Annotated in this window: 10 protein-coding genes; 7 read left to right on the plus strand and 3 right to left on the minus strand. The window is 59.2% G+C overall.

The features are described from left to right. Window positions 1–465, plus strand: coding sequence for a cellulose biosynthesis protein BcsD (bcsD, locus tag K6L24_RS00450; RefSeq protein ID WP_062743953.1), 465 nt, complete (start codon window positions 1–3; stop codon window positions 463–465). A gap of 11 nt (window positions 466–476) precedes the next feature. Next, a complete protein-coding gene (locus tag K6L24_RS00455; protein WP_062743952.1) occupies window positions 477–1475 on the plus strand; it encodes a glycosyl hydrolase family 8 in 999 nt (332 codons plus the stop codon). A 127-nt stretch (window positions 1476–1602) separates the two neighbouring features. On the opposite strand, the gene bcsG is transcribed toward K6L24_RS00455, so the two are convergent. From bcsG to bcsE, 3 genes are read right to left on the minus strand one after another with little or no spacing between them, the layout of a single operon-like run. After that, window positions 1603–3258: a cellulose biosynthesis protein BcsG gene (gene bcsG, locus K6L24_RS00460; RefSeq protein WP_191928077.1), complete on the minus strand. Its 1656-nt coding sequence runs from the start codon at window positions 3256–3258 to the stop codon at window positions 1603–1605. Continuing rightward, window positions 3258–3446, minus strand: a complete 189-nt coding sequence (gene bcsF, locus K6L24_RS00465; RefSeq protein WP_062743950.1) for a cellulose biosynthesis protein BcsF — start codon at window positions 3444–3446, stop codon at window positions 3258–3260. Before bcsF ends, bcsG begins: the two co-directional genes overlap by 1 nt. After that, entirely contained in the window at window positions 3443–4999 is a 1557-nt protein-coding gene (bcsE, locus tag K6L24_RS00470) for a cellulose biosynthesis protein BcsE (RefSeq protein WP_222681839.1), read from the minus strand. The genes bcsF and bcsE overlap by 4 nt, the downstream gene beginning before the upstream one ends. 288 nt (window positions 5000–5287) lie before the next feature. On the opposite strand from bcsE, the gene bcsR reads away from it, so the two are divergent. From bcsR to K6L24_RS00495, 5 genes are read left to right on the plus strand one after another with little or no spacing between them, the layout of a single operon-like run. Next, window positions 5288–5479 carry a cellulose biosynthesis protein BcsR gene (gene bcsR / locus K6L24_RS00475; protein WP_062743948.1) on the plus strand — a complete coding sequence of 64 codons (192 nt, stop codon included), beginning with the start codon at window positions 5288–5290 and terminating at the stop codon, window positions 5477–5479. After that, on the plus strand, window positions 5479–6210 hold the full coding sequence (gene bcsQ, locus K6L24_RS00480; RefSeq protein ID WP_222681840.1) for a cellulose biosynthesis protein BcsQ: 732 nt from the start codon (window positions 5479–5481) through the stop codon (window positions 6208–6210). The genes bcsR and bcsQ overlap by 1 nt, the downstream gene beginning before the upstream one ends. Then, complete coding sequence (bcsA, locus tag K6L24_RS00485) at window positions 6207–8816, plus strand: UDP-forming cellulose synthase catalytic subunit (protein WP_222681841.1); 2610 nt, start codon at window positions 6207–6209, stop codon at window positions 8814–8816. The genes bcsQ and bcsA overlap by 4 nt, the downstream gene beginning before the upstream one ends. A gap of 10 nt (window positions 8817–8826) precedes the next feature. Further along, complete coding sequence (bcsB, locus tag K6L24_RS00490; RefSeq protein ID WP_222682279.1) at window positions 8827–11091, plus strand: cellulose biosynthesis cyclic di-GMP-binding regulatory protein BcsB; 2265 nt, start codon at window positions 8827–8829, stop codon at window positions 11089–11091. After that, window positions 11091–14369: a cellulose biosynthesis protein BcsC gene (locus K6L24_RS00495; RefSeq protein ID WP_222681842.1), complete on the plus strand. Its 3279-nt coding sequence runs from the start codon at window positions 11091–11093 to the stop codon at window positions 14367–14369. The genes bcsB and K6L24_RS00495 overlap by 1 nt, the downstream gene beginning before the upstream one ends. Window positions 14370–14380: the final 11 nt, after the last annotated feature.

Below are 14380 nucleotides of genomic sequence, written 5' to 3' on the forward strand. Positions count from 1 at the left end.
ATGAGTCAGTTACAGGAACGCACCCTGCAGTATTACCGTCAGCAGCAGTACCAGCCCGGCTGGTTTGATCTGCTGAGCGTGATGATCAACGGGATGCTGAATAACGCCGGCGAGCAGGAAAGCCAGGCGTTTTTACGCCAGATGGGCGATAACCTCGCCAGCCGTTATCCGCTGGCTACCATCGCGACCGTGGCGGATCTGGAAGCACAGATCAATCTGGTACTGGGGCAGTTTAACTGGGGGTTTGTGGATCTGCAGCCTTCAGATACCGCGATCGTGATCGATCATCTGGCGTTACCACCGGGTGATGGCATTATGCCGGATCGCCAGTGGCGGCTGGCGCTCGGTGCGGTTTTACTGGGCCTGTATGCCCGTTGGCTACGCGTTCAGGGAGGCGGTGAGAACGTCGCCCTGACCTGTGAAGAAACCGGTGAAAGTTCACTGCGTTTTCACTACCAGAGGTGAGAAATACCATGATGGCAATGTTCAGGGCAGGCATCATCCTGCTTGCGCTGGTGCTGGGCCTGTCTCAGGCCAGCGCCGCAGAGGGCTGGGGTACGTTTAAAACACGTTTTCTGACTTCTGAAGGCCGTATTCAGGATACGGGCAACAACAATGTCAGCCATACGGAGGGGCAGGGTTATGCCATGCTGATGGCGGTGTATTACAACGACCACACCACCTTTGACCGCCTGTGGCGCTGGACGCAAACCCATCTCAGTAACCCGAAAAATGACCTGTTTTACTGGAAATATATTCCGGGGAACGCCGATCCGGTCAGCGATAAAAACAACGCCTCTGACGGCGATGTGCTGATCGCCTGGGCGCTGCAGAAGGCCGGGGAGAAATGGCAGGATCAGTCCTATTTACAGCATTCAGATCGCATTCAGCGGGCGATTATCGCCCATAACGTGATCACCTTTGCGGGCCGCACAATCATGCTGCCCGGCGCGCAGGGCTTTAACAAGACCAGCTATGTGGTACTGAACCCGTCCTATTTTATCTTCCCGGCGTGGCGTGATTTTGCCCGGCGCAGCCATCTGAAAGTGTGGAATACGCTGATCGACGACGGGGTCGCCCTGCTGTCTGAGATGCGCTTCGGGGACAGCGCGCTGCCGCTGGACTGGGTGGCGATGAACGCCGACGGGTCACTGGCTCCGGCCACGGCCTGGCCACCGCGCTTCAGCTACGATGCAATCCGTATTCCGCTTTATCTGTACTGGTATGATCCCGCGTCGTTACAGCTGGTGCCGTTCCAGCGTTTCTGGATGAACTTCCAGCGCCTGCAAACGCCCGCCTGGATTGATGTCATGAGTAACGATAAAGCCCCTTACGCTATGGCGGGGGGACTGCTCGCCGTGCGCGATCTGACGCTCGGGGAAACGGGTTATCTGAATGATTCGCTGAACAGCGACGAGGACTATTTTTCAGCGAGTCTGCGGCTGCTGACATGGCTGGCGTTTAAAGACCACTAAAGAGCGGGAAAACCGTCACAGGGGCCGGCCAGAAAAGAAGGCCGGCCCCTGTGACGGGTCAGAAAGTCTAACGCCCCTGACCTGGCTGTCCGGGGCCGGCCTCTTGCGCTGCACAGGGCAAACGTCCCTAAAGCGGATAGGCCACCCAGTCTCCACCATTCAACCTGATCCAGGGTTTGCCCTGATACATCATCACCACCGCATTATCATTTTCGGAAATCACCGGCGTCTGCGGCAGGTCGGCAGTCAGCGTAGCCATGTTCACGTTAGCCGCATTAAATACCTGCCCATCCACCACGCGGGAAATCAGCTCAGAGACCGCCAGCAGGCTGGTCGGCGTACTGACATCAAGCGGCTTACCGGCATGAGGGGCCTTCATACCGACAAACTTGATACCCACCGGAACATGGGTAATCGACGGGCTGGGGATATCTCGCAGGCCGGACATCTGCATCCGGTCGCCTTCCAGCGCGGCACCGTGCTCCGGCACCACCAGCACCATTACCCGGCGGCCAGATTTTTCCAGGTTGGTCAGGAATTCATCCAACTGGTCGAAGAGCAGTTTTGCGCGCGGCTGCCAGGCGGCGGTTTTACTGCTGCCCAGGTCGCGCGTACCGTCGTGCAGCGGGATCAGGTTATAGAAGGTCGCGCTACGGGTATCGCTGCTTTTTTGCCGATCGTCCAGCCAGCGCTGCATCAGCTGCGCGTCGTTAAACACCGGTTCGCCGTCGAAAGAGGTCAGCTCGGGCTTAATGCCGGCTTGTGACATCAGCGGTGCCTGCAAATTACCGTCCTCACGCAGCTCCTGCAGATAGCCGCCAAACACGCCGGGATGGTCGAGCATCAACTGCTGCTTAAAGCCCAGTTTCGCCAGGTTATCGAACAGATAGCAGCGCTCATCGGCGGGCTTGTACAGGTCGCTGTGCGAACTCTGGCCGCAGCTGGCGCGCAGCAGGCGGATCCCCGCCGGGCCGCTGTAGCCGGTGGCGGAATTATAGTTATTCAGCACCACGTCGAAGTGCTGCCACAGCGGATGCTCGCGCAGTCGGGCAAACTCCATATCAGACCATGCCAGCGAGCAGATATTGATCACCAGAATATCAAATGGCGCAGCGTCGGCAGGCAGCGCGTCCGGGAACGGCGTGATACGCTGTTTTTCGCTGTTATAAAAGGCGTTGAGATGAGCCGTCAGATTCGCGCTGGTCGGTGGCAGCGTCTCTTCCATGCCGCTCACCGTCTCCTTCTTCGCTGCCGGCGTAACATTCGCCGCCGCCGGCGGTGCGGTTTCCCGGGTCGGCAGCAGGCTAAAGGCCGGGCCGGCAAGGTTTACCACGTTGACCCAGAGTAAAAACAGAGACACCACCACCGTCACCCTGATCCACTGGGCAATAAAGAGATACAGCACCAGCAGCACGAAGGCACCGCCCACCATCTGCCAGTTAATAAAGCGGATGGTTAAATCCAGCAGATAGTCGGCAGAGAAGCCTGCCAGCTGGCCGCCCTGACTGAGCAGCGTCTGCAGGCCCGGTAACCAGGTGTCATGCCAGAACAGCGCGATGCCGATTGGAATAGAGAGCCCGTGGCGCAGGCGATGCAGCCTGAGTGACGGCATCGGCATCAGCAGCCAGGCGAGAAAAACCAGATTCGTCAGCGCATGAAAATTCAGATAGCCGAACCACAGCAGCGCAAACTTAAGCAGAAAATAAAAGTTCCAGCCACCCAGCCCGCGCCAGTTGCGCCATGCAGACGGCGTTGCCGGAGTTTGAGAGTCACGATCGGTCATCACTTTTTGGTATCCGAACCAGAGGATTTACGCCGCCACGTCCCTTCATATTTAAGAGAGCGGGGAGGAAGAACGCGGTGTAACACACCGTGCCATTGCCTGGGCAGCCAGCGGGTGTAAAGCGGTTTTAACAGTAATAAAACCAGTAGCAGCAGAATGGTGATCTGCACGCCATCCATTAACGTCATGGTTGATCCTCTCTGTCTGCAGGGGGCGTCAGCGTGATCGCCTGCGGCACCAGGCGAATGTCTGGCGAAGCCGGGGCGGCCGGAGGGGCATCAGGGAGATCACTCCCGGTTGCAGGCGCATCACGCCAGGCGCTGGGCACCATGCCATTGATTTGCCGGATTTCAGAGAGGATTTGCAGATCCTCGAACCACACCATACGGTTGGTAAAAATCTCGTCATGCGGCAGATGAAAAATATAGTGCAGTGCGGTATCCAGATCGTTGTAACGACAGGAGGAGAGGAAAAGATAGAGCCGGTCTTCAATGCGGGTGATCAGGTCACCGTAGCGCCGGGGCTTACACAGCGTTAGCGCCTGTACCGGGCTGAGTTCCGGCACCGGGCGTAGCGCAATGAGCAGACCTTTTCCGTTTTCCGGCAGCATGGTGTTGTCGATCAATCTTTTCACCGAACGGCAGAAATGCTCCAGTGGAAGATAGCCTTTTTCCTGCAAGGGTTGCATGGATTTCAGGAGAATACTGAGGTCCGCAGGCACATGACGATTATAGTGCTGCCCCTGTAAACCTTCGATGGCGGTCAGAAAGCGCGACAGGGTGGCATTAAAGGGGACGATGGCGTTGACGCCGCACGCCAGCAGCAGGCGTTCATCGCTGTAGCGCAGGGCCGTCTGCATTTCGCGCACCACAATCTTCAGGGCGCTGCCGCGCGTGCGGCGCAGTCCGTGAATATCGCCTGCCAGCGTCGCCACCTGGTCGTTATGACTCAGCGTAAAGATGATGGTGGCGGCACTGGCCTGCTGCGCCCGGCTTGCCAGCTGGCTGTTATCTTCAAACAGCGTCCATGCACTGGAGAGGGGGGGCGCACCTTCAAGGGCGCTTTTTTCAGCCAGATACTCGTTTTCATCATTCAGTGTTAAGGGCGTATTGTGATCGGTTTCATTAATCTGAATGAACGCCTCGTCATGTAAAGTGAGACGTAGCGCACGATCGGCCAGCATCCCACTTTTATTACACCACCAGTTAATTCGGTAATTCCAGCTGTCCTGTTGCCATTCAAGATGTGATAATCCTTCTAAATGACGATAACGCGTTTGTAAATCACTGCGCAGGGCATTTAGGCCAGCCCCGGATGTGATAATCAACAGCGTTGACTTTCGCACGGTTAACCATTTTTGCATTTCCCTCAGCCAGCGATTTAATTCTGCTGAAGATAACTTTTCCCATGTACTGAATGCTGTGTAAAATATCAGTAAGCGGGGTTTGTTGACCAGGGTTCGGGACAGATCTTCCATTAAGTCCATTAGCGCTTCCGCCGTTTCAGGCAGAGAGAATAACGGGATCTTGTTGGGGCCGCCCTGGGGTGCAGGCGAGAGCAGACTTTGCGGTTTATCCGCGCTACTGATCAGGGTCAGAGCACGTTGCGAGGCGATTGTCTGGCGCACCAGCCGTCGTGCATCTTCCTGACGGTTAACGGTTATCCAGTAACAGCCGGGCGGTTGCATCAGCGCTAATTCGTGTTGAACCTGTCCCAGCCCTAAGGTATATGAAATCGTCATAAGATACTGTGCACCAGGGATAATCCAGCGGGGTGATAGTCTGGAAAAAAAAGCGTACCAATTGTTATGCTGTAAATATACATTACTACTTAACACGTTTCAGTGAATCATTTATATCGTGCTCATCTTTTATGCGCTAAGTATCCCAGGATAAGTCTCGTGCCTTACTTTTTCAGCCAGTAATGCTTTTTCCGCTACGGTTCCCCGGTGCGTGGCACATTTTTAAATCTTCAACCGGATAACTTCATATTAACAAACCGGCAGTACTCTGCATAATGACTGGAAGAGATGAATAAAAATCAGCGTCCTGCTTTATCCCATGAGCGCGAACAACCCGACGATATCAGCGCGTTGAGTGAGGCATTTTCACTCGGGGCATTCCGTTATATCGATATTGCCCGTCATGAACGACTGGCCGAAATTTATATCCGTTGGCCGTTACTGAGCGAATTGGGTTCACCGCAAAAAAAGGAGGGATAATGCCGATCGTTGCCTTGTCGGGACTTCGCGGGGGCGTGGGAACCACCTCTGTTACGGCTGCGCTGGCCTGGGCGCTCAATCGTCTGGGGGAAAGGACGATGGTCATCGACTTTTCGCCCCATAACCAGCTGCGGGCTCACTTTAATACGCCGGTAACGCACTCGCGAGGCTGGGCACACAGCGATCGTCAACAGCAGCCCTGGCAGCAGAGTGCGATGCGCTATACCGAACAGCTCGACTTCATTCCATTCGGTGACCTCCCGGCTGATGAAAAACAGAATGTTATGCATCAGCCCGAAGCGTTACTGACGCCGTGGGCTGCGCGTCTGGCTGCCCTGCGCAAAACGTATCGCTGGATACTGCTGGATATGCCGGCAGAGCTGCCCCGGCTCAGCGACACGCTGCTCGCTCAGGCCGACCACAGCCTGGTGGTGCTGAATGCTGATGGCAACGCTCATCTTCGCCTGCATCAAACCATTTTCCCGCCAAATACCCTGTTTCTGCTTAACCAGTTTAGTTCCCTTAGCAAGGCGCAGCAGGACTTGCATCAGCTGTGGTTGAGTTCACTGAAAGGAATGGTGCCATTATTGATCCACCGTGATGAAGCCCTGGCCGAAGCGCTGCTGTGCAAACAGCCGGTGGGGGAATATCGTCCCCTCAGCCTCGGGGCGGAGGAGATCGCGACGCTGGCAACCTGGTGTCTGATCAATCTCACAGGTAAAGCGGCATGAGCCCACTTCGCTGGCTTCTGATCCCTCCGGTGTGGCAGGCATTACACCAGCGATATGGTCAATACCGCCACCATCGTACACCGGTGCTGACGGCCTCGCTCCAGTGTCTGCTGGTGATGCTGGGCTGGGCATTACTGCGTTTTGAATCCCCTGAATGGCAGTCTGTCCGTGCCCGTCGCCGTGACCTCTACCCGCAGGTTTCGCCAGAACGCCCCCGTCCGGCTGATCTGCTGCGTTACCTGGTGCAAAGCCTGTGGTTGTTGCTGTTTATTCCGCTGGACGCCTCGCGGCGCAGCGAGCGCCAGCGATTGAATGCCTTTCGCCCGCTGGCCCGCTGGCGTAAACGATTTTACCGCTGGCTTGAGCGTTTACCGCAGCGGGCGCAGCGCAACAGGCTGGAAAGTCGCAGTGAGCGCTGGTTAAGCCAGCTGCACCCGCTGCTGCGTAAGGGGTTGTTTAGTGTGGCGGTGCTGGTGGCAACCGCGCTGGCTCTGCTCTGTATCTCCCAGCCTTTCGACATCTGGACGCAGTTTATTTTTGTGCTGGTGCTCTGGAGTGTGGCGATGGTGGTTCGTCGTATTCCTGGCAGACTGCCCACCATGATGATGATTGTTCTGTCGCTGACCATCTCCTGTCGTTATCTGTGGTGGCGCTATAACGCTACCCTGAACTGGGATGATCCCCTCAGTCTGACCTTCGGTCTGCTGCTGGTCGCAGCTGAGACCTACGCCTGGGTGGTGTTGCTGCTGGGGTATTTTCAGAGTCTCTGGCCGCTGAACCGTCAGCCGGTGTCGATGCCGGAGGATATCAGCAGCTGGCCGACCGTTGACCTGCTGGTGCCGACCTATAACGAGCCGTTAAGCGTGGTGAAACCGTCCATTTATGCGGCGCTGGGTATCGACTGGCCCCGGGATAAGCTGACCATTTATCTGCTGGACGATGGCCAGCGCCCGGAATTTCGAGAATTTGCTGAAAGCGTGGGGATTCAGTACGTCGCCCGTGACGTCCGCGATCATGCCAAAGCGGGTAATATTAACCATGCCCTGCGTACCGTCTGCCGCAGTGAGTATGTGGCGATTTTTGACTGCGACCACGTGCCGACGCGCTCATTCCTGCAGACGACCCTCGGCTGGTTTATTAAAGATCCCAGACTGGCCATGTTGCAGACCCCGCATCATTTCTTTTCGCCGGATCCCTTCGAGCGCAATCTTGGCCGCTTTCGCCGTACCCCTAACGAAGGCACCCTGTTCTACGGCCTGGTTCAGGACGGGAACGATGTCTGGGATGCCACCTTCTTCTGCGGCTCCTGTGCGGTATTACGCCGGACGGCTCTGGATGAAATTGGCGGCATCGCGGTGGAGACGGTCACGGAAGATGCTCACACCTCCCTGCGCCTGCATCGAAAAGGCTACACCTCGGCCTATATTCGTATTCCGCAGGCCGCCGGACTGGCGACGGAGAGCCTGTCGGCGCATATCGGCCAGCGCATCCGCTGGGCGCGCGGCATGGTGCAGATTTTCCGCCTCGACAACCCGCTGTTTGGCAAAGGCCTGAAGCTGGTGCAGCGTCTGTGCTACGCCAACGCGATGCTGCATTTCCTGGCGGGGATCCCCCGGCTGATTTTCCTGCTGGCACCGCTGGCCTTCCTGCTGTTCCACTCGTTTATCATTTACGCCCCGGCGCTGGCCATCGCCATCTATGTGCTGCCGCATATGCTGCACACCAGCCTGACCAACTCGCGTATTCAGGGGCGCTGGCGTCACTCGTTCTGGAGTGAAGTCTATGAAACCGTACTGGCCTGGTATATTGCCCGACCGACCACTGTGGCGTTGCTCAATCCGCATAAAGGGAAATTTAACGTGACCGCTAAAGGGGGGCTGGTCGAGGAGCAGCACCTGGACTGGGTGATCACCCGGCCGTATATGTGCCTGGTATTGATTAACGTTGTCGGGGCGATGGTAGGTGTCTGGCGTATCGCCTGTGGGCCGACCAGCGAGGTGCTGACGGTACTGGTCAGCCTGGTATGGGTGTTTTATAACCTGATTATTCTGGGGGGCGCGGTGGCGGTGTCTGTTGAAGCCCGACAAATCCGCGAAGCCCACCGCGTGGAGATGGCGATGCCTGCCGCAATTGCCCGTGCAGACGGGCATCTGCTGCCCTGCACCCTGCGCGACTACTCCGACGGTGGCGTGGGCGTTGAGCTGCGTGAGCCTGATGCCCTGAACAGCGATGAAACCGTCTTTTTACTGCTCAAACGCGGCCAGCAGGAGTTCAGTTTCCCTTGCGTGGTGCAGCGAACCTTTGGCCGCCGGGCGGGGATCCGCCTGGATAACCTCACCACTCAGCAGCACGTTGAATTTATTCAGTGTACCTTTGCCCGTGCCGATACCTGGGCGCTGTGGCAGGACAGCTTCCCGGAAGATAAACCGGTACAGAGCCTGGCTGATATCGTGGTGCTGGGCTTTAAAGGCTATCTGCGTCTGGCGGAGTACGGGCCGCCGCGCCTGCGCCAGCTGTTTATTGCTTTAACCACGCTGGCGGCGTGGGTAACTTCCTTCCTCCCTCATAGTGTGGGGCGCGCGCGCCGCCCCGTGACGCAACCGTGAAGACAAGATGATGATGATAAAAAAAAGCTGGTTTACCGCGCTGTTGATCGGTGTGATGCCTCTGGGGCAGGCGGAAGAAGCCCCGGTGCCTCCGGTCTCAGAGCCTGCACCACAGCTGCCTGCTGCCCCGGTACGCGAGTCGGTGCTGAATTTTGAGAAGATTGCCCCGCCGCCCGGAGCACTTGCCCTGCGCGGTACCCGGCCTGACGGGCAGATCGAATTCGGCGTACGCAGTGATGAGGTCGCCACAAAGGCGTTGCTGACACTGAACTTCCGACCGTCGCCGGCACTGCTTCCCACCCTGTCACATCTGAAAATCTACCTGAATGATGAGATGGTCGGGCTGGTTACGCTGACGGCAGAGCAACTGGGTAAAGAAAATCAGGTACAGGTGCCTGTTGACCCGCGCTTTATCTCCGACTTTAACCGCATTCGCTTCGAGCTGGTGGGCCATTACACCAACGTTTGTGAAAACCCGGCCTTCAGTTCGATCTGGCTGGATATTGGTAAAGAGAGCCGCCTGGATCTGACGCTACAAAAGCTGCCTCTGACTGACGATCTGTCGCACTTCCCGGAACCGTTCTTTGACCGTCGCGATAACCGACCCATGTCACTGCCGGTGGTGTTTGCCGCCACACCGGATGTGACGGAGCAGCGTGCTGCGGGGATCCTGGCCTCCTGGTTTGGCACGAAAGCGCAGTGGCGGGGGCAGCACTTCCCGGTGCTGTACAATCAGCTGCCGCAGGATCAGCATGCGGTGGTGTTTGCCACGAACGATAAGCGACCGGATTTCCTGAAAACCTGGCCTGCGGTGAACAAGCCGACGGTGACGATTGTCAGTCAGCCTGATAACCCTTATCAGAAGATGCTGCTGGTGATGGGGCGTGATGATAACGACCTGATCATGGCGGCACAGGGTATCGCCCAGGGAGAGCTACTGTTGCGCGGTCAGTCCTCTATTATTGAGGCGCTGAAACCGCTGGCCGACCGCCAGCCGTACGATGCGCCAAACTGGGTGCGTACCGACCGCGTCACCACTTTCGCCGAGCTGCAGCAGTACCAGGGCCAGTTGCAGTCTGACGGGATGCAGCCGTCACCGATCAGTCTCACGCTTAATCTGCCGCCAGATTTGTTCCTGATCCGCGCGCGCGGCATCGATATGAACCTGCAGTATCGCTACACCTCACCGATCCTGAATGACAGTTCGCGGCTGGCCGTTCACCTGAATAATCAGTTCGTGCAGGACTATCCGCTGGTGGTGAAAAAAGATCACAGTAAACAGCTGCTACGTATTCCGCTGATCCAGGGACTGCAGGATGACTCGACCAGCCTGACCATTCCGGCCCTGCGGCTGGACGTGGTGAATCAGCTGCGCTTTAGCTTTGACTATGGACTGACATTTATTGGGGGAACCGCTGACGGTCGCTGTGAAACGGTGGTGCCGGTGAATAATCATGTGACGATCGATGGCAGCTCTACCGTTGATTTCTCCGGCTATCGTCACTTTATTGAGATGCCATCATTACGTGCCTTTGCTTCCGCCGGTTTCCCGTTCAGCCGTCAGGCCGATCTGGCCAGCACACTGGTGCTGGTGAACGCCAGGCCACAGCCTGAGCAGGTATCCGCGCTGCTGGATGCGCTGGCAACCATCGGTGCGCAAAGTGGTTACCCGGCGCTGAAGGTGCGCCTCACCGATGACTGGGCACAGGCAAAAAACCAGGATGCCGATCTGCTGATGATCGGCACCCTGCCGGCTGACTTAAAGGATGACAGCAGTATTAACGTGCTGGTGGAGGCCGCAAAAAGCTGGATTAACAAACCGGTGCGTCAGCCTGCGCTGGACACGGTTGACGGCCCGGCTGCCGATCGCCAGCCGGAAAGCCAGACCACCATCGTTTCCGCAGGGCCAATGGCGGCAGTGGTCGGCTTCCAGTCACCGTTCTTTGAACAGCGTAGCGTGGTCGCCCTGCTGGCTGACAGCCCGCGTGCATGGCAGTTGCTGGCTGACGCAATGAACGACAGCGGTAAGCGGGCGGCAATGTCTGGCTCGGTATCGGTGATCCGTGAGTCCGGTGTTAACAGCCTGCGGGTCGGGGAGACTTACTACGTGGGCCATCTGCCGTGGTGGGAACGCCTGTGGAATGCCCTGGCCACTCATCCGCTCTGGCTGGCGGCGCTGGCCGGCGTGGTCGTCATCCTGTTTGCGGTACTGGTCTGGCGGGTGATGCGCGCCGTCAGTCGTCGCCGCCTGTACGATGAGGATGATGAAGAGTGATGCGTCGACTGCCCGGGCTGCTGCTGCCCGTGATGCTGCTGCCGTTCAGTCCCGGCAGCCTGGCAGAGGATGTCGCGCCCGTGGCGTGGCTGCTGCAGCAGGTACGCACCGGCGAGGCGACTAACAAGTACGATCTGGTCACCCAGTCGCTCTACCGGCTGGATAAGATCGCCCCGGAAAACCCGGACGTGCTGGCGGCAAAGCTGCGGCTGGCGCTGCATCAGGGCGACCAGGCACAGGCCGCGCAGCTGATGGCCCGTTTGCAACAGAACGCTCCCGACGCGCCGGCGACGCGCCAGGCAGCGGCCAGTATGCTGCTGATCACCCCGGAGGGGCGGCAACAGCTGCAGCAGGCACGGCTGCTTACCGCGTCAGGGCGGCTGGAGGAGGCGCTGCACGCCTGGGATCGGTTGTTCAACGGCGTATTTCCGTCAAATGATATCGCGCTGGAGTACTGGCGCCTGGTGGCCAGACTCCCCGGGCAGCAGGCGCATGCCCTGGCGCAGATGCAGGCCCTGGATCGCCAGGCGCCGGGCAATGTCAGCCTGCGCATGGCGATTGCCCAGATGCAGTTGAGTAACGATAACGTGCCGGCCGCCGTTAAGCAGCTGCAGTCCGTCGCGGAGAACCCGGCGGGCCGGACGCAGGCGGCAGAGCTGTGGCTGAGTCATATTCAGTCCCGCCCGGTCAGCGAGCAGAGCGTGGCGGAGTTAAAAAACTACCTGAAGACATTTACCCGCGATAAGCCGCATGAGGACGGCCAGGCCGAGCTGGCAAGGCAGGAGAAGAGGATGGCCGACCCGGCATACCGGCAGCGGCTGCGCGGGCTGGCCCTGATCGACAGCGGGGCCGGCGCCACGGCGATCCCCGCCCTGACGGCCGCCCTGCGCGGCGCGCCTGACGATCCGGCACTGATGGGGGCGCTGGGTCAGGCCTACTCGCGGGCCGGCAACCGTGCCACCGCCGATCTCTGGTTACGCCGGGCGGGGCAGGCGGATGCCGGGGGAGCCGATATCGATAAGTGGCGGAGTCTGCTGCGCTCCAATCAGTACTGGCTGATGATTGCGCAGGGCGATAAAGCGCTGGAGACGGGGGATATCGCCACGGCGGAGCGCCTGTATCAGCGTGCCCGTCCCCTCGATCCGGCAGACGGCTACGCCCGTATCGGCCTGGGCGACGTGGCGCTGGCGCGGAAAGATAACGGCCAGGCAGAACAGCACTTCCGCGACGCCCTGCGCGTTGACCCCGGCAATACCACGGCAGTGCGTCGTCTGGCGGGGGCCTATCAACAGCAGTCCCCGCAGCGGGCACTGGACTTTCTGAATACGCTGCCCGCCGCACAACAGCGGGCGCTGGGCGAAACCCTCAGCCGCCTGCGCAGCAATGCCCTGAGTGATGAGGGCGACAGGCTGGGGCAGCAGGGCAAATGGACGCAGGCGGTGGAGAAATACCGTCAGGCGCAGCCGGGCGCCGTGGATGATGTCTGGCTTAACTATCGCTACGCCGGGGCGCTGCGTGAAAGCGGGCAGCCCGGTGCAGCAGAGGCGCTGATGGTGGCCATGGCCCGACGCCAGCCGCAGGATCCGGCGCAGGTCTATGCTTACGGGCTGTGGCTGTCCGGCAGCGGCCGGGATGACGAGGCACTGAAGCAGTTGAACACATTGCCGCAGGCGCAGTGGACGCCGAATATTCAGGCCCTGTCGGACCGTCTGCAAAGCCAGCGTCTGCTTGATAACATCGATACCCGGATGGCTCAGCATCAGCCTGCTGCCGCCCGTCGCCTGTTGCAGGCGCTGCCGCCTGCAGTGATCGCGTCCAGCGTCAGTAACGGACGACGGGTGGCGAATGCCTGGCTCAGTGTGGGGGAAACCGGCCGCGCGGCGGCGCTTTACGCCGGATTAAAACCGCAGGCCGAAAAAGCGATGCCGTCGGAGCTGAGCGCGCTGGTGTTCCGTGACGCGGCGAGGCTGGAAACCCGGCAGGGCCAACCCGATACGGCGCTGGCTGATTACCGACAGGCGATGGTTGCCAGTGGGATTGCCGCGCAGCGGCCTGACGGAAATGATGCGTTTACGCGCCTGACGCGCACTGATGTACGCGATGACTGGCTCAGGCGCAGCATCCGCAGCGACAGCGCAGACCTCTATCGCCAGCAGGACACGGTGTTCACACTGGAGGAGGACTATTCGCGGAATAAGGGCACCGGCGGGATTTCTGATTTCACGGCGCATACCACCATGCTGCAGGCGGAAACACCGTGGAAGGACGGCCGCAGCTGGCTGCGGCTGGACAATGTCGACGTCTCGGCGGGCACGTTTTCCCGCAGCAGCAGCGGCAATATTACGGAGAATTTCGGCACCTGTGGCAATGATGACGCCCGGTGTGACCGGGATTTCAGGCAGCATCAGAATGGCACCAGTATTGGCGCAGGCTGGCGCAGCGACCGCTGGTCGGCCGATATCGGCACCACGCCTCTTGGTTTCGAGGTGACCAACTGGGTGGGCGGATTGACCTGGAACACTGACGCAGGCGATGTCGGCGTGTCGCTGACGGCTTCGCGGCGGCCCATTTCCAGTTCGCTGCTGGCTTTTGCCGGCGCGCGCGATCCCAACCCGGCCAGCGGTAAAACCTGGGGCGGAGTGGTCGCCACCGGCGGGGCGATCGGCCTGAGTTACGACCGGGGGGAGGCACACGGGATCTGGGCCGATATCAGCGCCCACCAAATCAGCGGAACCCACGTGGCGGATAACTCACGTGAGCGGCTGATGAGTGGTTACTACTATAAGCTAATCAACGAAAATAACCGGCGTGCGACCATTGGCCTGAACGGGATGCTGTGGCACTACGCGAAAGATCTCAGCGATTACTCCCTTGGCCAGGGCGGTTACTACAGTCCGCAGAGCTATGCCTCACTGTCGGTGCCGGTCACCTGGCGTCAGCGTTCTGAAAACTGGTCCTATGAACTGGGGGGATCCGTGTCCCTTTCCCATTCGAAAACCGACGCGCAGTCGCGTTATCCGTTGAGCTTCGGCGCACTGACCCGTGATAATCCGCCGGGCAGCAATGGCGGCGGCAGTGGCGTGGGCTACACGCTGCAGGCGCGGGTGGAGCGGCGGTTATCCTCACACTGGACGCTCGGGCTGGGTGTCGATATACAGCAGGCGAAGGATTACACCCCAAGCCACGGGCTGATGTACCTGCGTTATTCTATGGCAGGCTGGCAGGGCGATCTCGATATGCCACCGCAGCCGCTGACACCGTATGCGGACTATAAATAGGCACGATCCGG

It is taken from the genome of Erwinia persicina (assembly GCF_019844095.1).
In the GTDB taxonomy this organism is placed as follows: Bacteria; Pseudomonadota; Gammaproteobacteria; order Enterobacterales; family Enterobacteriaceae; genus Erwinia; species Erwinia persicina.

Coding starts and splice junctions, on each gene's coding strand:
- bcsD (WP_062743953.1), top strand. CDS start 1: ATGAGTCAGTTACAGGAACGCACCCTGCAGTATTACCGTCAGCAGCAG.
- K6L24_RS00455 (WP_062743952.1), top strand. CDS start 477: ATGGCAATGTTCAGGGCAGGCATCATCCTGCTTGCGCTGGTGCTGGGC.
- bcsG (WP_191928077.1), bottom strand. CDS start 3,258: ATGACCGATCGTGACTCTCAAACTCCGGCAACGCCGTCTGCATGGCGC.
- bcsF (WP_062743950.1), bottom strand. CDS start 3,446: ATGACGTTAATGGATGGCGTGCAGATCACCATTCTGCTGCTACTGGTT.
- bcsE (WP_222681839.1), bottom strand. CDS start 4,999: ATGACGATTTCATATACCTTAGGGCTGGGACAGGTTCAACACGAATTA.
- bcsR (WP_062743948.1), top strand. CDS start 5,288: ATGAATAAAAATCAGCGTCCTGCTTTATCCCATGAGCGCGAACAACCC.
- bcsQ (WP_222681840.1), top strand. CDS start 5,479: ATGCCGATCGTTGCCTTGTCGGGACTTCGCGGGGGCGTGGGAACCACC.
- bcsA (WP_222681841.1), top strand. CDS start 6,207: ATGAGCCCACTTCGCTGGCTTCTGATCCCTCCGGTGTGGCAGGCATTA.
- bcsB (WP_222682279.1), top strand. CDS start 8,827: ATGATGATAAAAAAAAGCTGGTTTACCGCGCTGTTGATCGGTGTGATG.
- K6L24_RS00495 (WP_222681842.1), top strand. CDS start 11,091: ATGCGTCGACTGCCCGGGCTGCTGCTGCCCGTGATGCTGCTGCCGTTC.